Source organism: Williamsia soli (assembly GCF_017377795.1).
GTDB classification, from domain to species: domain Bacteria; phylum Actinomycetota; class Actinomycetes; order Mycobacteriales; family Mycobacteriaceae; genus Williamsia; species Williamsia soli.
On the sequence record NZ_JAFRDR010000001.1, the window covers coordinates 504,010 to 529,846 of the forward strand.

The 25,837-nt window shown below is 63.8% G+C and carries 21 protein-coding genes and 1 tRNA gene; 10 read left to right on the forward strand and 12 right to left on the reverse strand.

From position 1 onward, the window contains the following. The first annotated feature begins 4 nt into the window (after positions 1–4). On the forward strand, positions 5–1,876 hold the full coding sequence (locus J3S28_RS02220) for a dipeptidyl-peptidase 5 (protein WP_207836971.1): 1,872 nt from the start codon (positions 5–7) through the stop codon (positions 1,874–1,876). A 15-nt stretch (positions 1,877–1,891) separates the two neighbouring features. Here J3S28_RS02220 and J3S28_RS02225 read toward each other — a convergent pair whose 3' ends face one another. The 4 genes from J3S28_RS02225 to J3S28_RS02240 form a co-directional block, all read right to left on the reverse strand. Further along, positions 1,892–2,398 carry a hypothetical protein gene (locus tag J3S28_RS02225; RefSeq protein ID WP_207836985.1) on the reverse strand — a complete coding sequence of 169 codons (507 nt, stop codon included), beginning with the start codon at positions 2,396–2,398 and terminating at the stop codon, positions 1,892–1,894. A gap of 1,328 nt (positions 2,399–3,726) precedes the next feature. Beyond that, on the reverse strand, positions 3,727–4,860 hold the full coding sequence (locus J3S28_RS02230; RefSeq protein WP_207836995.1) for a DUF262 domain-containing protein: 1,134 nt from the start codon (positions 4,858–4,860) through the stop codon (positions 3,727–3,729). Next, complete coding sequence (locus J3S28_RS02235) at positions 4,853–5,647, reverse strand: FRG domain-containing protein (protein WP_207836997.1); 795 nt, start codon at positions 5,645–5,647, stop codon at positions 4,853–4,855. The genes J3S28_RS02230 and J3S28_RS02235 overlap by 8 nt, the downstream gene beginning before the upstream one ends. A 148-nt stretch (positions 5,648–5,795) precedes the next feature. After that, positions 5,796–5,869: transfer RNA gene (locus J3S28_RS02240), tRNA-Gly, on the reverse strand. 141 nt (positions 5,870–6,010) lie between these two features. Here J3S28_RS02240 and J3S28_RS02245 point away from each other — a divergent pair. Further along, positions 6,011–7,414: an HNH endonuclease signature motif containing protein gene (locus J3S28_RS02245; RefSeq protein ID WP_207837007.1), complete on the forward strand. Its 1,404-nt coding sequence runs from the start codon at positions 6,011–6,013 to the stop codon at positions 7,412–7,414. On the opposite strand, the gene J3S28_RS02250 is transcribed toward J3S28_RS02245, so the two are convergent. After that, on the reverse strand, positions 7,411–8,289 hold the full coding sequence (locus J3S28_RS02250; RefSeq protein WP_207837009.1) for a sigma-70 family RNA polymerase sigma factor: 879 nt from the start codon (positions 8,287–8,289) through the stop codon (positions 7,411–7,413). The two genes, J3S28_RS02245 and J3S28_RS02250, sit on opposite strands and share 4 nt — an antisense overlap. 94 nt (positions 8,290–8,383) lie before the next feature. Between J3S28_RS02250 and J3S28_RS02255 the strand changes: the two genes are divergently transcribed. The 4 genes from J3S28_RS02255 (at position 8,384) to J3S28_RS02270 (ending at position 12,171) form a co-directional block, all read left to right on the forward strand. Then, positions 8,384–8,845: a carboxymuconolactone decarboxylase family protein gene (locus tag J3S28_RS02255; RefSeq protein WP_207837011.1), complete on the forward strand. Its 462-nt coding sequence runs from the start codon at positions 8,384–8,386 to the stop codon at positions 8,843–8,845. Between the two features lie 24 nt (positions 8,846–8,869). Further along, positions 8,870–9,439 (forward strand): dCTP deaminase, encoded by a 570-nt coding sequence (dcd, locus tag J3S28_RS02260; RefSeq protein ID WP_207837014.1) that lies wholly within the window; start codon positions 8,870–8,872, stop codon positions 9,437–9,439. Positions 9,440–9,551: 112 nt separating this feature from the next. Beyond that, positions 9,552–10,907: a UDP-glucose dehydrogenase family protein gene (locus tag J3S28_RS02265; RefSeq protein WP_207837016.1), complete on the forward strand. Its 1,356-nt coding sequence runs from the start codon at positions 9,552–9,554 to the stop codon at positions 10,905–10,907. Between the two features lie 76 nt (positions 10,908–10,983). Further along, on the forward strand, positions 10,984–12,171 hold the full coding sequence (locus J3S28_RS02270; protein ID WP_207837018.1) for a hypothetical protein: 1,188 nt from the start codon (positions 10,984–10,986) through the stop codon (positions 12,169–12,171). Positions 12,172–12,194: 23 nt separating this feature from the next. On the opposite strand, the gene J3S28_RS02275 is transcribed toward J3S28_RS02270, so the two are convergent. Continuing rightward, positions 12,195–12,941 carry a MerR family transcriptional regulator gene (locus J3S28_RS02275; RefSeq protein WP_207837020.1) on the reverse strand — a complete coding sequence of 249 codons (747 nt, stop codon included), beginning with the start codon at positions 12,939–12,941 and terminating at the stop codon, positions 12,195–12,197. Positions 12,942–13,149: 208 nt separating this feature from the next. Here J3S28_RS02275 and J3S28_RS02280 point away from each other — a divergent pair, with 208 nt between their 5' ends. Continuing rightward, positions 13,150–14,268: a hypothetical protein gene (locus J3S28_RS02280; RefSeq protein ID WP_207837023.1), complete on the forward strand. Its 1,119-nt coding sequence runs from the start codon at positions 13,150–13,152 to the stop codon at positions 14,266–14,268. 4 nt (positions 14,269–14,272) lie between these two features. Here J3S28_RS02280 and J3S28_RS02285 read toward each other — a convergent pair whose 3' ends face one another. Next, positions 14,273–14,866 (reverse strand): TetR/AcrR family transcriptional regulator, encoded by a 594-nt coding sequence (locus J3S28_RS02285; RefSeq protein ID WP_307796768.1) that lies wholly within the window; start codon positions 14,864–14,866, stop codon positions 14,273–14,275. A gap of 118 nt (positions 14,867–14,984) precedes the next feature. Between J3S28_RS02285 and J3S28_RS02290 the strand changes: the two genes are divergently transcribed. Together J3S28_RS02290 and J3S28_RS02295 are read left to right on the forward strand one after the other, a co-directional pair. After that, positions 14,985–16,583, forward strand: a complete 1,599-nt coding sequence (locus J3S28_RS02290; RefSeq protein ID WP_207837027.1) for an MFS transporter — start codon at positions 14,985–14,987, stop codon at positions 16,581–16,583. 291 nt (positions 16,584–16,874) lie between these two features. Next, positions 16,875–17,684, forward strand: coding sequence for a hypothetical protein (locus J3S28_RS02295; RefSeq protein WP_207837029.1), 810 nt, complete (start codon positions 16,875–16,877; stop codon positions 17,682–17,684). Positions 17,685–17,765: 81 nt separating this feature from the next. Here the strand turns inward: J3S28_RS02295 and J3S28_RS02300 are convergent, their stop codons facing one another. The 5 genes from J3S28_RS02300 to J3S28_RS02320 all read right to left on the reverse strand — a co-directional run bounded on the left by J3S28_RS02300 (position 17,766) and on the right by J3S28_RS02320 (position 24,513). After that, entirely contained in the window at positions 17,766–19,256 is a 1,491-nt protein-coding gene (locus J3S28_RS02300; protein ID WP_207837031.1) for a flavin-containing monooxygenase, read from the reverse strand. Between the two features lie 42 nt (positions 19,257–19,298). After that, entirely contained in the window at positions 19,299–20,384 is a 1,086-nt protein-coding gene (locus J3S28_RS02305; RefSeq protein WP_207837033.1) for a PDR/VanB family oxidoreductase, read from the reverse strand. 47 nt (positions 20,385–20,431) lie between these two features. After that, positions 20,432–21,337 carry a metal-dependent hydrolase gene (locus J3S28_RS02310; RefSeq protein ID WP_207837035.1) on the reverse strand — a complete coding sequence of 302 codons (906 nt, stop codon included), beginning with the start codon at positions 21,335–21,337 and terminating at the stop codon, positions 20,432–20,434. An 11-nt stretch (positions 21,338–21,348) separates the two neighbouring features. Further along, complete coding sequence (locus J3S28_RS02315; protein ID WP_207837037.1) at positions 21,349–23,133, reverse strand: SDR family oxidoreductase; 1,785 nt, start codon at positions 23,131–23,133, stop codon at positions 21,349–21,351. A 126-nt stretch (positions 23,134–23,259) separates the two neighbouring features. Next, positions 23,260–24,513, reverse strand: a complete 1,254-nt coding sequence (locus tag J3S28_RS02320) for a pyridoxal phosphate-dependent aminotransferase (RefSeq protein WP_084893224.1) — start codon at positions 24,511–24,513, stop codon at positions 23,260–23,262. A 192-nt stretch (positions 24,514–24,705) separates the two neighbouring features. On the opposite strand from J3S28_RS02320, the gene J3S28_RS02325 reads away from it, so the two are divergent. After that, on the forward strand, positions 24,706–25,830 hold the full coding sequence (locus J3S28_RS02325) for a GGDEF domain-containing protein (RefSeq protein ID WP_207837041.1): 1,125 nt from the start codon (positions 24,706–24,708) through the stop codon (positions 25,828–25,830). The last annotated feature ends 7 nt before the right edge of the window (positions 25,831–25,837 follow it).

Here is a 25,837-nt window from a genome sequence, read left to right on the forward strand (position 1 = left end):
TGCCGTGACTGTTGCGCCGTACGGATCGTGGACCTCACCCATTGCCGCTGCCGACCTCGCCGCGAGTGGGCACCCCGTGTCCGGGGCCCGTTTCGTCGGGTCTGATGTCTGGTGGGCGGAGGGCCGACCCACCGAGCGCGGTCGCACCGCGATCAGGCGGGCCGGTGCCGACGGTGAGCCTGTCGACATCTTGGCTGCACCGTTCGACGCGCGCACGCGTGTCCATGAGTACGGCGGCGGGGCGTGGGCGGTCACCGAGGACGCGCGGCTCGTCTACGCCGAGTACTCCGATCAGCGTCTCTACGTGGTGGAGGACGGGCACCGCACCGCGTTGACTCCCGAGACCAACTCGCAGGTGCGCTATGCGGACTTGGCGGTGCGCGACCACGAGGTCTGGTGTGTACGTGAGAGTCACGACGACGATGGAACTATCGTCCGGGACATCGTGGCGATCGGATTGGACGATGCCTCGGTCCGTTCGGTCGTGTCGGGCTCCGATTTTCTCGCCTATCCGCGGGTCTCGCCGGACGGTACGCGGCTGGCGTGGATCGCCTGGAACCATCCGCAGATGCCCTGGGACGGAACGGAACTACGCGTGGCTTCGTTGGGTGCCGACGGGGTCGCCGGTGAGTGGATCGTCCTCGCGGGTGGCACCGACGAGTCCGTGCTGCAACCCGAATGGACGGGACCGGGTCAGGTTCTCGCGACCAGTGACCGCAGCGGCTGGTGGAACCTCTACACCTTCGATCTCGACGGTGGTGAGCCGCAGGCCGTCGGCGCCGTGGCGGCCGACATAGGGGCGCCGTTGTGGCAGCTGGGCGCTGGGTGGTACCTGCAGTCGGACGACGCGACGTGGTTGACCGTTCGGACGCTCGGAACCGACACTCTCGCCCGACTCGACACGATCACAGGCGAATTCGATGACATCGACCTCGGTGATCACACGAGCATCGGGTTGCTCGACATCGACGGACCACGGGCCTTGCTGCGGTCCGCGGGCGCTCAGACGCCGGGCGGCATCCGGATCCTCGACCTCGCATCCGGTGAGCTCACGGATGTCCGGCTGTCCCTCGACGAGGTACCGCCCGAGCAGTATTTACCTGTAGCGCAGCAGATCACGTTCGACGGACCGAAACGCGAGGTGCACGCCGTCGTCTATCCACCTCGCAACCCGGACCACACCGGGCCCGACGATGCACTGCCGCCGTACATCGCGTTCGTCCACGGTGGCCCGACCGCGCACGTGGCACCTCGGCTCGATCCGGTGTACGCGTTCTTCACCTCACGCGGCTACGGAGTCGTGGACGTCAACTACGGCGGATCGAGCGGGTACGGCCGGGAGTACCGCAATCGCCTGCGCGGGCAGTGGGGAATCGTCGACGTCGAGGACACCGTCGCCGCCGTGGAGGGTCTCGCCGACCTCGGTTTGGCCGACCGTTCCCGGCTCGCCATCGAAGGTGGATCGGCCGGCGGGTGGACCGTCCTTGCTGCATTGACGTCTTCCGACGTGTTCGCCTGCGGTGCCTCGTATTACGGTGTTGCCGAACTGGAGAAGTTCGTCGCGGAAACCCATGATTTCGAATCCCGCTACATCGACGGTCTCATCGGTCCGCTCCCCGAAGCCGCCGAGCTCTATCGCAGCCGCGCCCCGTTGAACAACGTGGACGGACTCAGCTGCCCGGTGCTGCTCCTACAAGGTCTCGACGACCCGATCGTTCCGCCGGCCCAGGCAGAACGTTTCCGTGATGCGCTGGTGGCAAAAGGGATTCCGCACCGGTACATCGCCTACGAAGGCGAGTCCCACGGTTTCCGCAAGGTTGAAACCATCATCGACGCACGCGAGTCGGAGCTGGCGTTCTACCGGGAGTACCTGTGACGGAAGGGGCGCCCTCTAGCCGCCCTCGACCGTGAACCCGACGCGCTGGAAGTACTTCTCGAAGCCTTCGACGTGGTCGCCCAGGTGATGGATGAGTTTGGCAGTGTCGTGTTCGTGCTGAGTCGTTGCCAAACCGCGGATCTCCAGTGCCCACGGTAGGACCGCGCGACCGCCGTCGGCCACGACGTAGTTGAAGCGGTCGACGAGTGCGCCGCACCAGAAGAAGTCGGCAAAGCAGAGTCTGACCGTCTTGTCGTTGAATGTTTTCGACCATTCGAAGATCCGGGCGTGGCTCTGGTCGCCTTCGTGCTCGAAATCGAGGCCCATTCCCCAGGCGATCGTGATGTTGAGGTCGGGCTTGTAGGACGCGGTCGCGTAGTGACTGTTCACCTCCAGGCGATAGCCGTTCGCACCCGGAGAACCATCGAACCAGTTGTGGTAACTCGGGCCCTGGTGTTTGATCACGTTCCAGTCGTCCGGCCCCGAGCTCTGGATGATGCGACGGAAGTCTTCGAGATGCAATGCGCGTCCTTTCGTTGGTCGAAGGATAGCGTGGCGGATGGTCGCCAGGCGGCCGACATCTGAGTTCGCCTGCCGCACAGGCATGGTGACTTCGAATGAGGCATTAGCTGAACCAAATATGCTTCGTTTTGCTGACAAATCGGACGATGGGTGACATTGTCAACGCTGGTTGTCGAATGGAAGATCCTCGACCGCCGATCCAGTGAAACCGTTGCTGAAAGGAACTCCTGTGTCTTCTGAAATCGCCCTCACGGTTGTGTTCGCGTTTCTCGGTCCGCTGCTCGCGCTGTACGCGAACGGGAGCTAGCTGCGAGACCTGTCAGGCTCTGATGGGTTGAGCGTCAGTGCGCGCCCGGGTGCTGCAGACCCCGGGCGTATGGCCTGGCAGGGAGCCTGTCGAACGTGGAGCCGATGACGGGAATCGAACCCGCGTGTGCAGCTTGGGAAAGTGTTATTGGCGTTAGAACGAGCGTTCGCCTGGCCTGTAGTTAGGCGAACCGTGATCAGTCCTTTTACACTGCATAACAGTCACTTTGGAACGGTCGCACTCGTGCCGAAGCGTCTCACACGCGGGTCGTAAACAACCCACGGTTGCACCACGTGGAGTGCCTGGGGAGTGTACGGGCTGCGGCGCTACCGGTTGAGCGGGACGGCGAGCTTGCACTGCCAGCATTCGTATCCCGGGAGACTGGAGTCGACGTTTTGCTTCGCATTGCATCGAGGGCACACGACAGCTTTAGTTCCTTCTGGGGGCGGTGGGTCGCCGGGCGCGGCTAGCGCGGCGGCGAGGACGCCGATGAGCGGGAGCAGCAGGCCGAGCATAAAGAATGGTCCGGTGTCTCGGTTCTTGCTCTTCGCAATCAGGCTGGCAACGATCGCGCAAATGATGCCTGAAATTATCCAGACGAGCAGCAGAACGCCAGTGGCGTCTGATGCTGTGTCAACCTCGCTGATTTGGGGCCTCCAGATTCATAGCAACCCTTGCCGGGCTGCGCCGAGCGCAGTTTAAGTGCGATACAGCGCGCTGACCGGTGCATGCGGCGAGATTCATCTGCTCGATGTACTGCCATCGTCTGTCCAAGGTCGCCGGCTAAACCGTGAAGTTGCCGCCACCGCTCAAGTTCCACGCGCTGTGCCACACCTACGCCTCGCTCTGCGTTGCGGTGGGTATCCCACCGATGGAGATCGCCAGATTCATGGGGCACGTACACGGTCACCACCACGCTGACCGTGTACGGGCACCTGTTCGAGGACGACCACCCCGACGCGATGGCCGCACTCGGAGCGATGGGCACACCCCAGGCCGAGAACGTAGTCCAGCTGCGCGGTTAGGCAGGTTTCTCAAACAATGCTCGACCACGCGGAAGAAATCTGCTCAGCCGAGTCTCCGTGCTGACACCAGTCGCGAAGCTAGTCGTCATGTCGGGGCTTTCCCAGAACTCTTTCACTACCGATTCGACATCAGTCCGATACGAATCTACCCGCCCGACGTGATACCCCAGCCCCAGTGCGATCACCTCGTATGAAGTGTTCAAGAACGAGCCAGCAAATCTTCTGTCGGCGGGTATCCAACGACGGAATGCGTTCTCGGCACAATCGTGCGCGATTAAATCGAAAGTCTTCTTGAATGTAGCCTCAAGTTTAGTGCGAACCCTCTTCGGTGCTGAGGCCAACGCAATAGTTTTATCGTCCAAATATGACGAGAAATTTTTGAGGTCTTTGGCTTTGATATTCGCCTCATTGTGCAAAACCAGGAACCGCAACACCAGTTCGATGTCGTATTGCTCATCAATGAGCCGTTCGGGGATTTGAACTGAGTCACGAAACCCTCTGTACCGCGCGATTTTTTCAACCCACTGGAGGAACTCGGGATCCACGCTGACGAGCATGCAACTGCGGAGCTCTTGGGTCGTGAGTTGCGAACCGTAGCTGTTGAGCCGCTGAAAAAGGTCATACTTCGTGTCACTGGAAGAATCGCGTTGGATAATCTGCACGTCAATTCGAGAGCGCTTAATATCTCGCCGCTGAGCGGTGGCCAGAGCTAACGGCATGGCCTCCTCCTCTGGCCCAATTGGCCAGAAGTGCCCTTCGAGTGCAGGAAGGTATTTCGTAGCCGACAGAGTGAGACGCTTGATTGCCTTCCCGTCGGCGTCTTTCAGTAAGCCCTGAAGCTGCAGTAGCGTACTCACGCGTTGAAGCCCGTCGACGAGCTCCCATTCTCCGGATTTCGACGCCGCAACGAAAATGGAAGGCAGCGGTATTCCGAGGAGAATGCTCTCGATTAGGCGCGACTTCTGAAGGTCGTCCCAGCGAAAAAAGCGCTGAAATTCGGGATGAACAATTAGGTCTCCATCTGTGTATAGCGAGGTTAGCTCGCCTAGAGACATACCGTATCGGTCGGTTGAAATTTCGCGGCGGCGTTCGAAAATTTCGGCCTCTAGGTTACTTGCGGACTCAACCATCTGACGGCCACCCTTCGAGGATTGTTAGTTCTGCTGCCAAGCTCGACAAATCTGGGAAAATCATTGACTCGGTGAAGCCGAGGAACCTCAACTGGTTCATTAGGTCCGCCGAGCTACCTGAGAACACATACTTAGTGAGGTAGCCCGCCCAGTTCGTGTCGTCGCACGGGAGCTCATCCATTCCGAGCCAGGTGTCGCCCGCGATAGTGAAGGTTCCCCGCTGAGCGACAATCCGAGGACTGTTATGCACTCCGTACAGCGCAACCGGGTACTTCGCGCGCTTGGCTAGTCGGTCTCCGGTGGAGGTGGCTGGCTCCCAACGCTGCGCCTCGTCGTCGGCGACCGTGAGGACGCCTATGCCTGTGTCGCTCAGCTGCGGAACTCGTGAGTTCCAGCCCAGCGGATCGAGTGTCCACACCGTCGGCTTTCCTTCGCTTTGTGACGGCGGGGTTGTCGCTGCGAAATAAGTTGCCACCAGGAGATTTTCACTCCAGTCAAGCAGCCTCGTCGGAACGCCGTGGTGCTGCATCGAGAACAAGTGTTCCCAAGGTTGCTGGGGATAACCGGCGGGCCAGAATGGGAGGCTGCGCTCTCTGAAGCGAGCCACTAGACGCGCCTCGCGCTGATAGACCTCGTCCATGGGTCGTGATGGCCCGCGCATCAATTTGGGTGTCAACTTGTATTCGTTGCTCGGCTGACCGCGAAACCAAAGTGGGCTGTCAGACAATCGGCCGACGACCTTGCTAACGAGGTCACTTACAGAGTCAAACTCAAGATCGTCGATCATGTGCTCCAGCCTGCGACTGTGGACTTTACGTTAAAGCATATGGCACGTCCTGACTTAGTCTGACGCTGCGCGCAGTCACGTGGGGGGTATGGGCAAGTGATAGACCATGGCGAGTCGAGGGCAAAAGCCGCTCTCCCCTGCGGTGACGTGGAGCCGATGACGGGAATCGAACCCGCGTGTGCAGCTTGGGAAGCTGCCGTTCTGCCATTGAACTACATCGGCGTGCGGCCCGAAGGCTGCGAGAGCGATATTAACAGGCTGCCGGCATAGAGCGTTTGGCGACACCGTCTTGGCTGGTGAGCGCTGCTGCGGACCGTTGTCAGACCTCGAATGTATGTTCTATTCATGGGGTGGGGCACGGCAGTGACTATGGATGCTGAGGCGTCGGAGTTGTTGTCGCGCGTGCAGTCTGGGACTCGTGAGGTGAATCAGGCGTGGGCGGCGCGTCTTGACGATGGTCTCGCCTATTACCGATATGTCTCCTCGATCGAGGATGAGCACGGGACGCGGGCAGCGGCGTGTGAGATCGCTGTGGCGTGGCGGTGCACGACCGGTCAGGCTGATCATCTGTTGCGGTGCCGGCGGTTGCTCGATCATCTGCCCGAGCTGGCGGAGGCGTTCTCGGCGGGGGAGCTGTCCATCGAAAAGTTGAAGGCTTTGTATCACCGCGCGTCACGGGGGTATAGGGACGCGTTGATGGATCTCGATGGCGTACTGGCTGAGGATGCGATGTTGTTGGGTGACAACACCTTCGCCGAGGAGCTGGATCGCCATTTGATGCCGTTTGAACCGGACCGCCCTGATGATGATGGTGCGGCGGATCCGGCACGCCGGGTGAGCGTACGTCGTCGGGCCGGTGGGATGGCGAGTCTGACCACGGGGTGCACGGCTGAGGAGGCGATCCGGGCCAAAGCTCAGCTCGAGGAGATGGCGCTCGATGACCCTGCGGGTGAGGTCGATGCGGTGCTCGATGCGATTGCGAAGGCCAACGCTGCAGCTACCGAGGATGCCGAGCCCGAGCCCGAGCCAGAAGTAGAACCCGAGCCCGAGCCTGCGGCCCGCCCGTCTGCTGCTGCACCTTCGCACACTGCCAAACGTGCCTGGACGGAGTTGGTACTCGATCTACCAACCCTGCTCGGGCTGTCGAGCAACCCCGGCTACTTGCTGGGGTACGGGTCGCTTGATTGTGATCAATCGCGGTCGTTGGCGGGTCGTTCCCGATGGAAAGCGCTGGTGACGATCGGCGAGGACGCGATCGCGGCGCTGATGCAGTTGATCAACTCCGCGCAGGGTCAGCCGGTGACGGCACAGGATGTCGCGACGGCGCTGATGAATGCCGTCGACGGTGGTGATCGGGTGATTCTCGGGGAGAAGGATGTCGGCCCGGCCCCGCCGGTGAAAGCGCCGCCTTCCAAGGATGGTCACGGTGGGTGGAAGAGGCCTCCGCGGGGTGCGTTGAAATACAAGCCCGGGCGCAAGCTTGCCCGGATCATCCGAGCACTCGATGGGACGTGCCGATTCTCCGGGTGTAAGAAGCCGGCGAAGGATTGCGAGATCGACCACATCGTGCCGTTCAACCACAACAACCCCATGGCCGGCGGCTGGACGATCGAATCGAACCTGGCGTGCCTGTGCAAGGAGCATCATGACCTCAAAACCCGGGGCATCATCCGGGTGGAGATGCGCGGCAACCGGGAATACTGGATCGACACCCGAGCCGGGCAAAGGGTTGTCACCACACCGGCTGTACGTAGGCCGTCAGGCTAGACAACTTCTGAGAAGTCGATACGTGCAAGCCTTTCCGGGTCCGAGATGATGTTCATCGCGACGACACGTCCGTCGGCGACCGTGAAAGCCGCGATCGCCGACACCGCGTCACCGTCGAACGACAACACACCGAAGCCGCCGTTCACCCGCACCATCTGACTGCGCGCCTTGGCGCGCCGGTAGATGATCGCCCCGCGGCCCACCTGCTGCGCGCCCACCAGTTCCATCGGTTGCTTGTCGGGGGCGCTGTCATTGCGTAGGACGACGTCGGGGTCGAGGACCCTCAACAGGGCGTCGAGATCCCCACCCTGAGCCGCGGCCAGGAAAGCCTCCACCACTCGTCGCTGCTCCGCCGGCTGCGGTGACCGGGGCGTTCCACCCTGCACCCTCACCCGCGCTCTGCTCGCCAGCTTCCGTGCAGCTGCCGGTGTCTTACCGACGATGGGAGCGACCTCGTCGAACGGCATGGCGAACAGATCATGCAGCACGAAGGCCAGGCGCTCGCTCGGCGTCAACGTCTCCAAGACCACCAGTAGTGCCACGCTCACCGAATCGGCCAGCAGCGCTTGACTTTCGGGATCGTCATCGGAGTGGAGCGGTGTCACGATCGGATCCGGGAGGTGCACTATCTCCGACGGTTCCTCGTTTCGGGTTCGCCGTGACCGCAATATGTTCAGGCATACCCGCGAGGTCACCGTGGTGAACCATCCGCCGATGTTTGCGATCTCATCGGTGTACGCTGCGGCAACCCTCAGCCAGGTCTCCTGCACCGCGTCCTCGGCCTCGGGCAGCGACCCCAGCATCCGGTATGCGACAGCTCGCAGATGCCCGCGATGCGCCTCGAACTCGCTGACCAAAAACTCGTTGTCGTTCATCGGTCACATATCCCTTCCCCGGAGTGTCAGAGCTATGAACCGCCCGACACCGACGATGTGACAAGACGTCGCCGGTCAACCTGAGGAGCACCCCATGTCTGCACGTATGACCAACCCCGCCACCATCCTGCCGCAGGCGTACGCGGCTGTCCCGGCCCTGCTCGGTGCCATCGAGCAGGGCGGGGTTTCCACAACGTTGCGTGAGATCATCATGCTTCGCGCCAGCCAGATCAACGGCTGCGCCGCCTGCGTGTACGCACATTCGGCGACCCTGCGGAAAGAAGGGGAATCCGACGACCGGATCGACACGGTTGCGGTGTGGCGGGAATCGCCATTCTTCACCGACTCCGAACGTGCCGCGTTGAATCTGGCCGAAGCGGCAACGCGTCTCGCCGATTCCCGCGGCGCTGCGGTGCCCGACGCCATCTGGGACGACGCCGCCGATCACTTCGACGAAAAAGAACTCGCGGGCATCGTCTTGGCGATCGGGACCATCAACTTCTTCAACCGCATCAACGTCACCATTCAGGAACCCGCAGGCACGACGTGGAGCTGAGGGTAGAGCGGCTAACCTCGTCGTGTGCTGCTCTCAGACCGCGACATCCGCGCCCAGATCGCTGATGGCCGTCTGGCCATCGAGCCCTTCGACCCCGTGCTGGTCCAACCGTCCAGCATCGACGTCCGGCTCGATGGCCTGTTCCGGGTCTTCAACAACACCCGGTACACCCACATCGATCCCGCGCTACGGCAGGACGAGCTGACCACGCTGGTCGAGCGCACCGAGGGCGAGCCGTTCGTGCTACACCCCGGCGAGTTCGTCCTCGGGTCCACGCTCGAGGTGTGCACCCTGCCGGATGACCTGGCAGGCCGGCTCGAGGGCAAGTCCTCGCTCGGCCGACTCGGGCTGCTGACGCACTCGACCGCCGGCTTCATCGATCCCGGGTTCACCGGTCACATCACGCTCGAGCTCTCGAACGTCGCGAACCTCCCGATCACCCTGTGGCCGGGCATGAAAATCGGTCAGCTCTGCCTGATCAAACTGTCGAGTCCGGCAGAAAACCCCTACGGCAGCGCGTCGGTGGGATCCAAATATCAGGGTCAGCGCGGACCGACCCCGTCCAAGGCGTATCTGAACTTTCCGCAGGACTAGTGACCGCGGCGGCCCTGGTCGCACAACTTTCGCCGGATGATGGCCGGCACGTCACCCAAAGTGCGCCGGTTGGACAGACATACTCCGTACGCACATGGGTATGACCACGGGTATGAGAGTGACAGTGTTCGGCTGCGGCTATCTCGGGGCAACCCACGCTGCATGCCTGGCCGAGTTGGGCCACGAGGTACTCGGAGTGGACGTCGACGAGAAGAAGATCGCGACGCTGACGTCGGGGGAGTTGCCCTTCTACGAACCAGGGCTGGTCGACGTGCTGCGGCGCAATCTGGAATCAGGGCGCCTGCGCTTCACGTCGGACTACGACGACGCTGCCGCGTTCGCCGACATCCACTTCCTCGGCGTCGGCACGCCGCAGAAGAAAGGCGAATACGCGGCGGATCTGCGCCACGTGTACTCGATGGTCGAGGATCTCGTCCCACGACTGCGCGGTGAACATCTGATCATCGGCAAGTCGACGGTCCCGGTGGGAACTGCGAGTGAGCTGCAGCGTCGCGCCGACGCTGCGGCGTCTGCGGGCACCACGGTCGAGGTCGCCTGGAATCCGGAGTTCCTGCGAGAGGGTTATGCGGTCAAGGACACACTGCATCCCGATCGGATCGTGCTCGGTTTCTCTGGGGAGAAGAGCACAGCCGAGGCCAAGGTGCGTGCGCTGTACGCCCAGCTACTCGACGAGCAGATTCCGTTTCTGTGCACGGATCTGGCAACCGCCGAGATGGTCAAGGTCTCCGCCAACGCCTTCCTGGCCACCAAGATCTCGTTCATCAACGCGATCAGCGAGGTCTGCGAGGCCGCGGGCGCCGACGTCACGATGCTCGCGGACGCCATCGGTCACGACAACCGCATCGGGCGCCGATTTCTCAACGCGGGGCTCGGCTTCGGCGGCGGGTGCCTGCCGAAAGACATCCGCGCCTTCATGGCCCGCGCCGGCGAACTCGGTGCCGACCAGGCACTGACCTTCCTCCGTGAGGTCGACTCGATCAACATGCGTCGCCGGACCGCGATGGTGGAGCTCGCGACCGAGGTGTGCGGTGGCAGCCTTCTCGGCAGCAACATCGCCGTACTGGGCGCGGCCTTCAAACCCGAGAGCGACGACGTGCGCGATTCGCCCGCATTGAATGTCGCCGGCCAGTTGCAGCTGAAGGGAGCTGCGGTCAGTGTGTTCGATCCCAAGGCGATGGCGAACTCACGCAACGTCTTCCCGACACTGAGCTACGCCGACACTGCCCGCGAGGCATGCGATCAAGCGGACGCTGTCCTGGTGCTGACGGAGTGGGATGAGTTCGTTCACATGGACCCCGAGGAGCTCGCTCCCGTGGTCCGCCGGACCAACATCGTCGATGGCCGTCGGTGCCTCGATGCGGGCGTCTGGCGGCGGGCAGGCTGGCACTATTCGAGCCTTGGTGGGCCGGTACGCAGCACCGACGTTCGAGATCCGATTCTGATGTGATGCGGACACCGGCCATCGGCGGGTGCACAATGACGAAACAAGCTAACTGGCCGGGGAGGGCGAGAGAAGGCAGAGATTGTCGGTAACGACGGGCACGGGAACCGATCCCGAAGTCAACGAGGTGCACGCACGTGGCCACCTCGCAGCACCACTGCTCGCCGAGATACGCGGCGCACTGGCCGACATCACCTCCGCGGCCGGCTGGCCGGCGTTTGTGCTGGTCAGACTTGATGACACCGGCCTGCGGGCCAGCGCAGTCGACGCCGAGACCGGTGAGAGGCTGATCGAGTTGTGCGAGCCGCTGGTGGAGCCGGCGGCGCTGGACCGGATGCTCGCCGACCACCTCGTCCGCACCGGCCGGGCGAAGTCGCCGGAGACGAGGTCCGAGGCGCTCGAACTCATCGGCCTGATGCCCCTCGTGCGGATCAAGCTCGCCGGTGCCAGCGGCGCCTTCGTGATCGGGCGCAACAGTGTCGGGCTTGTCCGGGTGACCCACCACGACCTCGACGAGGCTCTGGCGCCGGCTCTGTCTCGGGCCGCCAGCCTGGCCCGATCGGTCACCATCGGGTCTCCGGAGCCGGTGACGTCGCTGGTCGTCATGCCCGGCCACACCCGTTGGCCCGGGCTCCTCGAGGGGCTGACCGCCGCCATGGGGTCAGAGCGCGTCGGTCGGCTGCCCGTGGTCGCGCTGCGGTCTGCTCCTCTGCGGCAGTCGCTCGGCAGGCATGACGCGGACTGGTCGACGAATCCCGATGGCGGCGCGATCGCCCCGAATCGGCGCGCGCGGTTCTACCTGCCCGCCCCTGCGGCGCCCGATCCGGAAGAAACCAGAAAGATTCAGACGCAGAACAGGAAGGTGCTTGCAGGCGCGGTGGCTGCGGCACTCATCGCGATCGGCGGTGCAGCTGCTTGGGCGGCGCCATGGCAAGATGCGGAACACGTCGAATCGCGGCCGCTGAGCATCGAGCGAGTCCTCGAGGGACCGGCCGATCGGCCGTCACCGACAACCCCTGCGCCGCAGACACCTTCACCAAGCCGGATAATTCCGGGGGCGCCGGTCGATCCGCCGACCACTGCGATTCCGCCGATCGACACCGCCAGGGCCCTGGCACCCGCGGTGCAATACGAGGCACCCGTTCCTCCGCCGACGACCCCGCCGTCGGTGACACAGGCACCGCCTCCGCCGCGGCAGGGTCCGCCCGCTCCGGCGCCGAGAACTCTGCCCATTCCGATCCCGGGTCTGCCGCCGATCCTGCTGCCGTAGGGCACGGTGTCAGTGCAGGTGGGTCAGGGAAGGTCCGCCGGATCGACGTCGGCGCGTTCGAGGTAGTCCTTGAGCTGATGCGCGAGATCGCGGTCGAGGGCACGGTCGAGCGCGCTGTGTGCCGAGATGGTCGCGGTGCGCCGCATCTCACTTAGCAGTTCAGCAAGCCAGTCGGTTTCGGAACCGCTCGCCGGCACCCAGCCGTCACCGTGTTCGGCAGCCACCACCGAACGGCCAGCGGAGATCAGAGTTGTCGCGACGGCCGCCATTTCCCGCTCGACGTGCCCGTGCACATCGAGAATCGTGCTGAGCGAGAGCCCGAGCTTGGTCAACCGACCGAAGGCATAGACCGTTTCGCGATCGAGCAACACGTAATCGTCACCGTCGGGCTCGATCAATCCGAACTCTTCGAGCTTGAGATAGTGAGACGGGTTGCCGGAGTTCAGCAAAGACTTGAGGGCTTCGGCCGAGAGGGTCTCGGACTTGGCCTTCGACCAGGGTTCGGTGACCACCTCGCGAATACCCAGCACGTCGGCCAGATCATCGCCTCGCTGGATCCCGAGCAGAAAATCGGCGATGTGCCGGATGGTGAACCCGCGATGCAGCAGGTCGTTGATGACCTTCAGGCGGGCGAGGTGGGTGTCGGTGTAGATGGCGATGCGACCGCGACGTGTGGGCCTGGGCAGCAGTCCGCGGTCCTGATAGCCGCGAACGTTGCGGGTGGTGGTTCCCGCCGCCCGTGCCAGATCGTCGATCCGGTATTCGGTCATCGCTCGCCTTCGCCTTACGCCGTTGCTGGTGGTAGCAGCCGATTCTAGCGAATCGAAATGCGACCTTAATCAATGTCACATTGAGCAGTGATATTCAGAAATCTGCGGAACTCAGTGTGAAGGGGCCGGCGCTGTGGTCGTACGGGGCCGGCAACGAATTCGCACCGCAACCGCGACACCCGTGCGGTGTCAGGGCAGAATGACCCCGATGTACGGGGAATCGGGCAGGTCACGGACGCCGAGTCGCGTGATCTGGTTGGAAGAATCTCTGCTGCGCGACGTTCGTGAGTTGCTCATGGCCACGGTTGGTCACGTCGGTCCGGCGTTCACCCTCATCGATCTGGACGAGAACGGCCTGCGCGGCGCGGCCGTAGACGCCGCGACTGGTCAGTGCCTGATCGAGCTGAACGATCACACCCTCCAGGCGACGGCATTCGATCGGGCGATCGCCGACTACCTGGTGAGGGTCGGCAAGGCTCAGATGCCCGAGACGGCCGAGTGGGCGCGGGAGCTGCTCGATCTCGTGCCCCAGGCCAGGATGTTGCTGAGTACATCGCCGGGCACGTTCGTGATGGGGCAGCAGTACGTAGGCCTGCTTCGTGTGACGCGCGCCGACCTCGACGAGGCGCTGGGGGCGTCGATCGTTCGAGCCGTCAGCGTGGCTCGTTCGGTGTCCATCGCCTCGCCGCTGCCGGTGACGGCCGCGGTGGTCATGCCCAACCACGTCGAGTGGCCTGGACTCCTGGATGGTCTCGGGGTGGCGTTGTCGGGCGCCGTGCCGCCGACCATGGCCGTCGCACCCCTGAAGAACCCCCACTCGACGGTGCGGCCGAGCAGGCACGCTCGGGCTGTGGACGGGGAGGCTGCGGCCGCCGTGCCGCTCCCGGCGACACAGCTTCCGTTTCCACCTCCGCCACCGTCACCGCCGCCTGCCTCCGTCCCGGCACCCGCCATCGAACCGGCGGTAACGGCAGATCGCCGAAAGCAGAACCGTCTGGTTCTCGTCGGTGCAGCGTTGTTGTCGGTCCTGATCTTGGTCGGCGGCACGACCCTGGTGACCACCCCGTGGCGCGACGACGCCACCCAGCCGCAGTCGCAGCGCTATCTCACGACGCCGGACCCGACAGGCGCGACCATCACGACCACCACGGCGCCGAGCTCGACCCCTGCGGTTCCGCCGATCAACACCGCGGCTGCCCTCGCGCCGGTGGTCAAATACACCACGCCGCCACCACCCCCGCCGACCACGAGGCGCCCCGCCCCGCGACCGCGACAGAACACGATCCCGAATCCGATTCCCGGACAACCACCGATCGTCCTGCCCTAGGGGGTCAGGGAGCCACGCCGCGGCTGATGAGATCGAGGGTCTGCTGATAGATGAAGGACCAGTGCGTTTCGGTGCCCGGAGGTCCACTGCTGTCGAGTTCGAGGCTGACGGCTCCGTGCACGCACGCCCACACCTGCAGTGTGAGGTCGAAGGGTTCACCCGCCCGGATGGTTCCGGCCGCCTGGCCGTATCGGATGATCTCGGTGAGTGAACCGAGCGCACTGTCCGCGACGTCGCTTTCGGGTGTGCATTGGCCGGAGAACATCATCCGGTAGAGGGTCGGGGAGCGCAGGGCGAATGCGCGGTAGGCGACGCCCGCCTGCTGGAGTCGTACGTGCGAATCGGTGTCGACGACAGCGGCAACTGCGTTGCGGAGCTGGGCGAAGCCCTCGGTGACCAACGCGGTCATCAACCCGGTCTTGCCGTCGAAATGGTTGTACACACCCATCGGCGCGACGTTGGCCGCGGTCGCGACAGCGCGAACCGTGAGGCCCTTCTCCCCGTTCTCGTCGAGGACGCGCAGGGCCGCTGCCAGCAGCAACCCGCGTACATCTCCGGCCGGAGTGCGGGTTGCCGTACCTGCAGGCTTCGATGCCACGACGTCGATCCTTTCACACGCCTCGGGGATATCCCTTGACATCTTTGTAGCACACTGTTCTTCTTGAATAGAACGTCGTACTACAACAGTGGGACGACATCCTATTCGAGGAGTATCGATGAGAACGACACATCGGATCGAACCCGGCGGCACGTCATCGCCGGACAAAACCCCAGCCGACCGGCGCTGGTGGGCCCTCGTCGCGCTGTGCGGCGCAGTCCTGCTGGTGATGATCGACAACACGATCGTCAACGTGGCGCTGCCGACCATCAGTCGCGATCTCGCGGCGAGCAACTCCGGACTGCAGTGGGTTGTCGACGCCTACACCCTCACGTTCGCGGGCTTGCTCCTCACCGCAGGACACTTTGCCGACCGTTTCGGGCGCCGCAGGCTCTTGGTCATCGGCGTGGTGGGATTCGCTGCGGTGTCCGTTCTTGCCGCGGAGTCGTCGACTCTCGGTCAGCTGATCGCCACCAGGGCCGGCCTGGGCCTCTTTGCCGCGATGGTCTTCCCGGCGACCCTCGCCATTCTGATCGGGTTGTTCCCCGACCTGAAGGAACGGGCGATCGCCGTGGGTATCTGGGCAGGTACGTCGGGCATCTCCGTGGCTGTCGGCCCGGTCCTCGGCGGCTGGTTGCTCGAGCACTACTCCTGGTCGTCCGTGTTCTGGGTCAATCTTCCCATCGCAGCTGCCGTGCTCGCCGGGATCGCTGCCGTGGTGCCCAGTGGCGGGAAAGCCCAGCCGGGACCGTTCGATCTGGTCGGAGCGGTGACGTCGATCGCGGGTGTTTCGCTGCTCGTCTACACCCTGATCGAAGGGCCCAACCACGGCTGGGGGTCGATGCGGACGATTGTGGGATTCGTCGGCGCCGCAGTGATTCTCGCGGTCTTCGTGCTGCGAGAGCTCCGTTCGGCGCATCCGATCCTGAACGTGCGGTTGTTCAAGAATCGTCCGTTCGCCGTCGCGTCGGGCCTGATCGCGGTCGCGTTCTTCAGCCTGTTCGGCTTCATCTTCCTGATCACCCAGTACTTCCAGGCCGTGAAGGGATACGGACCGCTCGACGCGGGCCTGCACACGTTGCCGTTCGCAATCGTGATGGCCGTGTTCTCCCCACTGGCGATGATCCTTGCCCGGACGCTCGGGCCCGGACGGGTGGCCGCACTCGGATCAGCCGTCATGGCATCGGGATTCGCGCTGGTGCTCCTCGCGGGCCGCGACGCCTCGTACTGGGGGTTGATCGTCTGGTCGATGAGCCTGATGGCCATGGGTCTCGCGTTCGTACAGGGCCCGGCGACCAACATCATCATGAACTCCCTTGCGCCGCACGAAGCCGGTGCCGGATCAGCGGTCAACGACGTGACCCGCGAACTCGGCGGAACGCTCGGAGTCGCGGTGCTGGGCTCGGTGCTCTCGTCGGTCTACACCACACAGATCGGCGACCAACTCGATCGCAGCGGCCTACCTGCAGAGGCGGTAGAGGCATCCAAGAACTCGGTGATGGCGGGCGTCCAGGTGGCGACAGGAATACCGGGACCGGACGGGCGGCAGATGCTGATCACCATCCAGGACGCCTTCGTCGACGGCCTGCACAGCTCGGTCATCGTCGCAATCGTCGCGGCCGGACTGGCCGCACCCATTGCCTGGATCACTCTGCGTAACAGGCAACTAGGGGACCCCGTCGTCGCCGAGCCCGAACTCGTCCAGCAAAAAGCTTGACGACAGATGCACACCGTTCAGCCATTTGCACACGTTCAAACGTATGCACATGACTCAACGGTGTGCATCTGCCTTTGTCCACAGTGTGACGCGTGATCCACAAGCACGGCGTCAACAGGGGTTTGCGGTCTGGTCGGTCCTATCGGGCCGGTCAAGATCGGGTCCACGGACTTCACGCCAGATCCCGAGGACGGTCTCGTCCGTCGAAAAGAATTCGTTCACAATGGTGGTGATGCCGCCCAACTTCGGCGTGACCACCGTCGAGGAAGGTTGGTACGCGTCACTCGTGGTGTGTACCGGACGGTCGACCCCGACGAGGACACCGCAGAACCGGTCTACGACGAGGCCTACCGGCAACTCGTGATCGCCATTGCCGGCCGATCCACGGAACGGGTGGTCAGCCATTCGTCAGCTGCGGTGATGCACGGGCTGAACCAGCTGGATCCGGATCAGAGGCGGGTTCACTTCTACGTTCGGGCCGGTGGGCGCCGGGGCCGTGAGGTGCATCTCCACACTGGTTCTCTGACGAGGTCCGATGTGACCGTGGTCGACGGGGTCCTGTTGACAAAGCTGGGGATCACGGCATGCGATGTGGCTCGGCAGGGGTCTTTTCCGCAGGCAGTTGTGGTCCTCGACCACGCGCTGCGTTTGGGGGTCGATAAAGCAGAGCTGACGTCGATCGTCGGGCGATCAGCAAAGAGTTCCGGCATTGCTGTGTTGCGTCGGGCAATGGACGTTGCCGACCGAAACTCGGAGTCGGTGGGTGAGTCGTTGAGCCGAAGCCTGTTCATCGAATGGGCCGACATTCCATTGCCGACGCTGCAGACGGAGTTTCACGACGAGAAGGGAATCCTGATCGCACGAGTGGACTTCGACTGGGAAGGAAAGGTGGTGGGTGAGTTCGACGGCAAGGTGAAGTACGAGAAGCACCGGTGGCCAGGCGAATCCATGTCAGATGCGGTGATCCGGGAGAAACGTCGAGAGGACCGGTTGCGCGAGGAGGGGATCATGGTCATCAGGTGGGTGTGGGACGACGTCAGGACTCCGCAGTTGTTGCGCAGTCGAATTCGGAAGGTGCTCCATGGCGCCGGGGTGATCTGACACAGATGCACACCGTCGAGTCATTTACACACGTTCAAACGTGTGCATTTGACTCAACGGTGTGCTTTTGTGGCATCGGGGTCAGGCGGAGTACTCGTAGCCACTCTTGAGGGCTTTGCGCAGCGAGATGATGGACTCGACGCGGCTCGACGGGCGAAGGTACGGCGAATCACCCTGGGCGTTGATGTAGTAGGTGTTCGAACCGGCGCAGCGCGGGCTCGCAAAGACCGTGCTGCGCACCCTTTTACGCATCTTCTCGACGAACTCGTCCGTCTGTTCGTCGGTGGCGCTCACCCGGTTCGACCCGGCGGCAACCGCCTTGGCCACCACCTGCACGGCGTGCGTGACACACAATTCGATGGTGTCGAACCAGGAGAAGCCGATGACGCCGTACGGTCCCGGTGCCAGGAACAGGTTGGGGAAGTTCGGCACCGTGATCCCCTCGTAGGCGTGCATCCGCTCCGAATCCCACGTCCGCCCCAGATCTTGCCCGCCGACCCCTCGAATCTCGTACGGCAGGTCGAAGATCTTGAAACCGGTGGCGAGGATCAGCGCATCCAGTTCCAGATCGTGGCCATCGGCGAACTCGATTCCGGTGGCGGTGATCTGGGCGATGGGGGAGGTCTCCAGGTCCACGTTGTCCCGGTTGAAGGTGGGGAAGTAGTCGTTCGAGAACGACGGACGCTTGCAGGCGTAGCCGTAGTGCGGCGTGAGCTTCTCGCGGGTCTCGGCGTCCTTGACCTGAGCCCGCAGGTGACGCAGACACAGCTTCTCCATGCCGCGGGTGATCGCGGGAAGTTGCTTGTTGTAGACCACGCCGAGCGTTTCGGCGATCTCGAACGTCGAGTCGATCAGGAAGCGCGGCAGTAGTTGCAGTTTCGGGATCCGGCGGTACACCGACCGGAGGAATCCGGGGACGACGGCGTTCGGCTTGGGCAGCACCCAGATCGCAGTGCGCTGGATGACAGTGAGCTGCTCGACGTCGGGCGCTATGGTGGGGATGATCTGGATACCGGTGGCGCCGGTGCCGACGATGGCGACCTTCTTGCCGGTCAGATCGTAGTCGTGGTCCCAGGACGCCGATCGCAACACCTTGCCGGAGAAGTTCTCCAGGCCGGGCAGGTTCGGGGTGGCAGGCGTCGACAACGCGCCATGGCACGAGATCAGGAACCGGGCGGTCACCGTGTCACCGGCGGCGGTGGTGATGGTCCACACATCCGCGTCGTCATCGAAATCCGCGGCGACGACGGCCGTGCCGAACCGGATGTGTTCGCGGATGCCGTACCGCTCGGCGATGTCGCGGGCATACTGCAGCAGCTCAGAACCCGGGGCGAAAATCTGCGACCACTCGGGATTCAAGGCGAACTTGTACGAATACGTGACCGAGGGGATGTCGACCTCGACTCCGGGGTACCGGTTGGCGAGCCACGTTCCGCCCACGTCGTCGTTGCGGTCGAAGATGACGTAATCGTCGATTCCGCGTTCTTGCAGTTTGATTCCGGCGGCGAGGCCGCCGAAGCCCGCGCCGACGATGGCGACGGTGTGGTCAGGGTTGGTGGCGGTTGACGCCATGGGGTGCTCCTTGGGCTGGGGGCAGTGTGGGCGGAGAACGCTCTAGAGGTCGAGGCGGAGGTGATCGCCCTCGGCCCGGGAGACACAGGTGAGCATCACTCCGGCGTCACGTTCGGGTTCGGTCAGAATGTTGTCGCGATGCTCGACAGCACCCGCGAGGACGCGGACCTTGCACGTGCCGCAGAATCCCTGCTGGCATGAGTACGGCACCGACGGCAGGTCGCGGCGGATCGCGGCGAGTGCTGATTCCGTTGCGCTGACCGGAACCTGCGTTCCGGACGACGCGAGGGTGACGGTGAACGGTCGGCCGTCCTCCACCGGCGGTGGGCTGAACCGCTCGAAGTGCAGTTCCACATCCGCGCGGCCGACCAGCGCGATGCGAATGCCCCCGAGCATCGGGACCGGGCCACAGCAGTAGACAGCGGTCCCGGAGGCCATGGGGCCCAGGAGATCTGCCGGGGTGGGGAGTCCGTGCTCGTCGTCGGTGCGGATCGTGATCTTGTCGCCGTAGCGGGACAGCTCATCGAGGAAAGGCAGGGAATCGGTACTCCGGCCGGTGTAGACCATCGTCCAGTCCAGACCCAGTCGGTCGGCGGCCGCGAGCATCGGCAGGATCGGTGTGATCCCGATGCCGCCTGCGATGAAACGCAGGCTGCGGGCAGGCGATCCGTACCCGGGCAGGGCCAATGGGAACGCGTTGCGAGGACCCTTGATCCGCAGGACGTCGCCCTCGTTGAGGTCGTCGTGGACCTCGATCGAACCGCCTCCGCCGCCGGGGATCCGGCGGACCGCGATGCGGTAGTGGTGGCGATCGGCGGGATCACCGCAGAGTGAGTACTCCCGCATTCGGCCAGACGGCAGCAGCAGGTCGAGATGGGCTCCGGCGTACCACGGCGTGAGCTCTCCGCCGTCGAGTGCGCCGAGCGTGAGTGCCACCACGTTGTCGTCACTGGCAACGACATCGCGCCGGACGATTTTGACCGCGGTGACGCGGCTGATCTGGTCGGGCAGATCGAGGTGGGTCAGTTTGCCCCACAACGGAAACCAGACCTTGCCGATCACACTGGCCAGGCGCATCGCCGGGTCGTGCCGGTACCGGCCCCACAGGTGCGGAGGCGGCGCCGTCATGGTGGTGGTGTGGGGATGGTGACGGTGATCAGAGTGGGTCGGGGAATTCACTTGTGCGCGGCCCTTGCTGCCGGCGACGACGCGAGATACGCCACCGCCTGGGACGTCGACCCGACCTGGCTGGGCCGGAACGACGGCTTGAAGTAGGTGAACGTCGCGAAGATGATGGACCGCATGGTGGGCAGCAGACCTTTGCGGGCACCTCGGAAGTATCCGAACCACTGTCCGACGTAACCGGTCCGGCCGGCAGGGTCGTTGAGTGCGATGAAGCGGGTTCCGCGGTTGATCACGAAGAGCAGGGCGGGAAGCACCGCGAGCATGGCCCGCCCGCGCTTTAGGTAGCTGTCACCGAAATAGCTCGCCACGTCGTGCGCGACCTCCCGGTGTTCGACTTCTTCGGCGCCGTGCCACCGGAACAGATCGGTCATCGCGGGGTCGGCATCGTGTTCGGACCACGTGTTGTTCAGAGCGAAATCACCGAGGACCGCCGTGTAGTGCTCGATGGCGGCGATCAGCCACAGCCGTTCGACGAGGTGCTTGTGCCGCACAGTGGGGTCCGGGTGGTTCGACGGCCCGAGGACCTTGCGGAACACCCATTCCATCTGTCGCTGGAAGGGCGTCGGATCGACTCCGTTGTTCTTCAGGAATTCCCACAGCACCCGGTCGTGGGTCTCCGCGTGCATCGCTTCCTGACCGATGAATCCGCGCATGGCCGAGGCGAGTTCCTCGTCCTTGACCAGCGGCAAGGTCTCGTTGTAGGTCTGCACAAACCAGCGCTCGCCCTCTGGCAGGAGCAGGTTGAGCATGCTGATCACGTTGGACGAGACCGGATGATTCGGGATCCAGTGCAGCGGCGTGTCTTCCCATTCGAACTCCACATTGCGGGCGTGCAGTTCGACAGGACCCGGGTCGAAGTCGTCTGATTCGTGGTGCGCGTAGGCGGCGTTGGACATCGTCGTCCTCCCTAGAACAGTTTGGTGCGCGCCATTCGGCGCGACAGGCCGGGTACGAAGCGGTAGATGCGGTAACCGACCTTCGCTTCGACGGTGACCGGGACGACCGGCGCGTTGGACTCGATCGCGTCGACGATGGCGGCAGCGACGCGGTCGGGCGTGAAGTTCCGCTTGTGGTACATGCCGCTCATCTTGTCCTGCAACTGTTTCTGGCCATCGGCGGAAGCCCCGGCGAACTCCGTTGCCGCCACGATGTTCGTGTCGACGATGCCCGGACAGATCGCGGAGACCCCGATGCGGTGCTCGGCCAGTTCGGCCCGCAGCGATTCGCTGAACATCAGCACGCCCGCCTTGGTCGCGGAGTAGCCACCGAGGCCCTGTTGGGGTGTGAAGGCAGCCGCAGAGGCGAGATTGACGATCTGGCCGCCCAATCCGCGCTCCACCATCTTGCGGCCGAACACCCGGCTACCCGTCATCACACCCATGAGGTTGATGTCGACGAGTCGGCGAATCTGCTCATCGGTGGCGTCGAGGACGTGCCCGGCGAGTCCGATGCCCGCATTGTTGATGACGATGTCGGCGACCCCGTGTCTCTTCGTCACCTCCTCGGCGAATGCTCCGAAGCCGTCGGTGTCGGCGACGTCGAGACGGTAGGCGTGTGCGCTACCTCCACCGGAAGTGATTGTTGCGGCGGTCGTCTCGGCGGCGTCGAGGTTGATGTCGGCGAGAATCACCTCGGCGCCCTGTGCCGAGAGCAGGTAGGCGGTCTCGCGGCCGATCCCGCTTCCTGCACCGGTGATCACGGCCAGTTTGCCGGACTGCGGCTGGTGCGCACCGCGTTGGCGAGCCCGATCGATGATCGGTGATGAATCGGCTCCGCGGATCGACTCGATGAACTGTGTCGCGATGTCCGCCAGGTAGCCCGGATTCGTATAGGGCAGCCAGTGGCCGGTCGGGGTGTCGATACGCCAGAGGAGGTCGGTGTACTCGTGTGTGTTCGCGAAGATCGCCTTCCTCAGTGCGATGTCGCGAGTGTTGACGACCTCGAACACGGGAACCTTAGTGCTGCGCGGGTTCGGAGTGCCGAGGCGTTCACGGATGTTGGCGCGGTAGTAGCGCAGCCCCGACACCGCGTCGGCGCGGAAGGTGGGCGCGAACTCGAGGTTTTTCGGGTCGGTGCCCTCGAGGGTGGTGAGGAACTGTCGCCAGATCGCTGGCCGCATACCGGCGGCGAACAGCACCTTCGGGACAACCGGGAGCTGGAAAACCGCGGTGTATGCCGAGGACAGGGCTTGGGACAGCGCCTGCGCGAGAGCCTTCGGCGTCGGACGTCGCAACTGCCGGCGGGTCCAGGCGCCGAGATGATCGAGGTTGGGCCCCGACACCGACACGAACGACGCGATGCGGTCTTCGGCGCCAGGGGTGGTGACGGCCTCCCAGGTCTGCACCGATCCCCAGTCGTGCGCGACCACGTGGACCGGTTCGTCGGGACTGACCGCATCGGCGACCGCGAAGAGGTCTGCGGCCAACTCGGGCAGCCGGTAGGGCGCATCGCCGTTCGGGGCGTCGCTCTCGCCGTAGCCGCGGGTGTCGTAGGCCACGAGGTGGTAGCGGGATGCGATGGCGTCGGCAACAGGTGCCCACAGCGCGTGGGTATCGGGCCAGCCGTGGACGAGCAGAACGGTCGGACGATCCGCGGCGGGCTCGCCGAGTTCGAAGACGGCGAGCCGGACGCCGTCGCGTTCAACCGTGCGCCGGCGCCACCCGATCTGTGGCTTGTGATCGATTGCGGTCATCAACTCCCCTTTGAGCTCGTGATGGACTAGACGTTACCAGCCGTCACACTTAAATCAAGGGGCGCTGAACTGCGAAAACCCACCCGGAGCGACCTCGCAGGTGGGTTCGGTGGTGAATCGCAGGTACTACTGCTTGTAGCTCGACAAGAAATTGCCCATCCGTTCCACAGCGTCGGACAGATCCCGGGCCCACGGCAGTGTCACGACCCGGAAATGATCAGGGCTCGGCCAGTTGAAGCCCGTGCCCTGCACGACGAGGATCTTCTCGCGCAGCAGCAGATCGGTCACGAACTTCTCGTCGTTGTGTATCTCGTGGACCTCGGGGTCGAGTCGGGGGAAGGCGTACAGCGCGCCCATCGGCTTCACGCAGCTGACCCCGGGAATCTCGTTGAGCTTCTCCCACGTAACGTTGCGCTGCTCGAGCAACCTGCCGCCGGGAAGGACCAGCGCATCGATGCTCTGATAACCGCCGAGGGCGACCTGGATGGCGTGCTGTCCGGGCACGTTCGAGCACAATCGGGTGGATGCCAGCATCTTCATACCGTCGACGAACCCGCGGGCGTGGTCCTGAGGCCCGGTGATCGCGACCCAGCCGGCCCGGTACCCGCATACCCGGTAGGCCTTCGACAGGCCGTTGAAGGTGAGGCACAGCAGGTCCGGCGCGAGCGAGGCCAGGTTGATGTGCTTGGCGTCGTCGTAGAGGATCTTGTCGTAGATCTCGTCCGCGAGCAGCAGCAGCGAGTGCTTGCGTGCCAGTTCGACGATCTGCGTGAGGATCTCGCGCGAATAGACCGCGCCGGTGGGGTTGTTCGGATTGATCACGAGCAACGCCTTGGTCCGAGGCGTGATCTTGGACTCGATGTCGGCGATGTCGGGATTCCAGTCGTTCGCCTCGTCGCACATGTAGTGGATGGCCTTGCCGCCGGACAGGGCCGTCATCGCGGTCCACAGCGGGTAGTCCGGCGACGGGATGAGGACCTCGTCACCGTCGTCGAGCAATGCCTGCATCGTCATGGTGATGAGCTCGGACACGCCGTTGCCGAGGATCACGTCATCGACGTCGAAGTAAGGGAAGTCGGGAAGCAGTTCATACCGGGTGACCACTGCCCGGCGAGCCGGCAGGACACCCATGGATTCGCTGTATCCCTGTGAGTACGGCAGGGCGTGGATCATGTCGCGCATGATGACGTCCGGGGCCTCGAAGCCGAACTGGGCGGGATTGCCGATGTTCAGCTTGAGGATCCGGTGGCCCTCGGCCTCGAGTCGCGCGGCCTGGGCGGTCACCGGGCCGCGGATCTCATAGGCGACGTTGCGAAGCTTCGCCGATTGCTCGAGGGGTTTGAGGTCGCTGTGCACATGCGAAACGTGGGGTCTGCTCACGCCTCTTATGGTGCCAGCACTGGGCAAGTAGGTTTTGGTCCACGGCATTATTGGTAACGAAAAGGGTCCCGCGGACCGCTTTCGTGTCAGGAATTGTCTTTACTTCAAACCTGGGTCACTATAGAAAATCGGCGGATGAGCGGGTCGGGGTCCCAGTTGTCATCAGCACTATTGGAAGCACCACGAGGTCCGATGCCGAACCGTTTTGACGATCTGCAGCGCGAGCAGCGGCATGTCCTCAATCAGATTCGCGTTCGCGAGCGTCTCATCCGCTACAGCATTGCGGCGTTCGTGCCGGTCTTCGGTGCCGTCGCGGTGCTGGCCATGTTCGCCGACGACGGCGAGGCGTCGACACTCCGGATCGTGATCGTGTCCGTGACAGCGCTGTCGACCCTTCCCATGGCCGTGCTCATGAGTCGCGTCGACCTGGGTCCGGTGTGGTGGTCGAAGCAGGCTTCGATCCCGGGCATCAACACGGCCTTTCTCGCCTATGCGGACATCGGCGTCACCGTCATCCTGATCACGTTCGTCAACCCGTCGGTGGCACTGCACGGCACCGCACTGTTCGCGATCATCGGTTGTTACGCGGCGCATTTCGTGACGCACCGGGTGCGCATCGTCCACATGGTCTTCACCAGCGTCGTCGTCTGCGCTCTCGGCCTCGAGATGTGGTTGATCGGGGACGATCTCGGCGGGGCCTGCTACCGGGTCGCGGTGTCGTTGCTGGCGATCAACGGAACCGTCTTCCTGCTCAGCATCTATACGGACGACTTTCAGCACGCCCTTCGCACGCAGTTGAAGTTGGCGAACACCGATTCGCTGACGGGCCTGTTCAACCGCCGTGGCTTCGAGTACTGGGCCGGCTCGATGGTTGTACCCGCGACCCGCAACTTCGGCGTGGTGGTCGCTGACATCGACAACTACAAACTGCTCAACGATCGGTTCGGACACGACGTCGGCGACCAGATCCTCCGGCGAATCGCCGACAGCCTTCGCGGCGTGACCGGAGAGTATGCCGTGTTGGCGCGCGTGGGCGGCGACGAGTTCGCGTTCGCCACCGACCTCGACCGCGATGCGCTCGTGGCACTCGCCGAGCGGATGCGTATGCGGTCCTCGAGTTCTTGGCACGGACAACCGGTCACCATCAGTGTCGGTGTCGCTTCCTGCCTGCTGCAGGGCGCCACCACGCGTACGGACGCGCGGAAGGTCCTCGACGTCGCGATCAACGCCGCGGACGAGGCTCTCTACGTGGCAAAACAGGCCGGCCGCAACCATGTCCGTGTGGTGGACGTGGATGCGGCCGGAAATCCTGCCTGACCTTCGA

Bases quoted from the DNA above. Each gene is read 5' to 3' on its own strand.
- J3S28_RS02230 (WP_207836995.1), bottom strand. From the start codon at position 4,860: ATGGTTGAGTCCGCAAGTAACCTAGAGGCCGAAATTTTCGAACGCCGC.
- J3S28_RS02235 (WP_207836997.1), bottom strand. From the start codon at position 5,647: ATGATCGACGATCTTGAGTTTGACTCTGTAAGTGACCTCGTTAGCAAG.
- J3S28_RS02250 (WP_207837009.1), bottom strand. From the start codon at position 8,289: ATGAACGACAACGAGTTTTTGGTCAGCGAGTTCGAGGCGCATCGCGGG.
- J3S28_RS02255 (WP_207837011.1), top strand. From the start codon at position 8,384: ATGTCTGCACGTATGACCAACCCCGCCACCATCCTGCCGCAGGCGTAC.
- J3S28_RS02265 (WP_207837016.1), top strand. From the start codon at position 9,552: ATGAGAGTGACAGTGTTCGGCTGCGGCTATCTCGGGGCAACCCACGCT.
- J3S28_RS02275 (WP_207837020.1), bottom strand. From the start codon at position 12,941: ATGACCGAATACCGGATCGACGATCTGGCACGGGCGGCGGGAACCACC.
- J3S28_RS02280 (WP_207837023.1), top strand. From the start codon at position 13,150: ATGTACGGGGAATCGGGCAGGTCACGGACGCCGAGTCGCGTGATCTGG.
- J3S28_RS02290 (WP_207837027.1), top strand. From the start codon at position 14,985: ATGAGAACGACACATCGGATCGAACCCGGCGGCACGTCATCGCCGGAC.
- J3S28_RS02300 (WP_207837031.1), bottom strand. From the start codon at position 19,256: ATGGCGTCAACCGCCACCAACCCTGACCACACCGTCGCCATCGTCGGC.
- J3S28_RS02305 (WP_207837033.1), bottom strand. From the start codon at position 20,384: ATGACGGCGCCGCCTCCGCACCTGTGGGGCCGGTACCGGCACGACCCG.
- J3S28_RS02310 (WP_207837035.1), bottom strand. From the start codon at position 21,337: ATGTCCAACGCCGCCTACGCGCACCACGAATCAGACGACTTCGACCCG.
- J3S28_RS02315 (WP_207837037.1), bottom strand. From the start codon at position 23,133: ATGACCGCAATCGATCACAAGCCACAGATCGGGTGGCGCCGGCGCACG.
- J3S28_RS02325 (WP_207837041.1), top strand. From the start codon at position 24,706: ATGCCGAACCGTTTTGACGATCTGCAGCGCGAGCAGCGGCATGTCCTC.